General features: G+C 45.1%; 1 pseudogene. It reads right to left on the bottom strand.

The window, feature by feature from the left end:
• Positions 1 to 566 (bottom strand): annotated as a pseudogene (locus tag AC805_RS26375) (ATP-binding protein); the annotation flags it as partial.

Genomic DNA, 566 nt, shown 5'->3' with positions numbered 1-566 from the left:
GGTTGAAGATACCCTATAGAAGCAGTCGTTACATAGGCAAGCACTCTAGGAAGTACTTCCTGATAAATAGGATTAGCGATCGCCAAGCCATTTTCGTTAGTACAAAGCCCTAAATCTAAAACGTAGCGAATATCATCCTGTGGCACATCTGGCAGTTCCTGCCCAGCAAGAATAGGTTGAATCACTGCTCTGACTCGATCTTCCCGTAATCTTTCGGCAAGGCTATCCAGATGCGTATCCTGCCTCTTAATCAGTATTTCCTTCGCTTGATTCACCAAGTCAGGAGTAATGGGAATAGATGGATCTTTCGTAATGTATTCCACAATTTCCTTAGCGATCGCATTGACCAACCAAGGCTGTCCCTGCGTCAAATGAAAAGCTAAATCAACCGCTTCAGGAGTAAATACTTGTCCCGTTGCATCCGTATGCTGCTGGTAGAGCTTTCTCACATCCTCAAGGGTAAAGTTACTCAAGGTAAAGGAGCGCACTTTGATATTAAAAGGGCTGGAGGTATTTAGGCGATCGCTCCCCCCAGAAGCATATTTATAATCCCGCACATCGCGCAT

It is taken from the genome of Pseudanabaena sp. 'Roaring Creek' (genome assembly GCF_001402795.1).
In the GTDB taxonomy this organism is placed as follows: domain Bacteria; phylum Cyanobacteriota; class Cyanobacteriia; order Pseudanabaenales; family Pseudanabaenaceae; genus Pseudanabaena.
The sequence above is the reverse complement of the archived record's forward strand: the minus strand, read 5'-3'. Positions and strand labels throughout refer to the sequence as shown.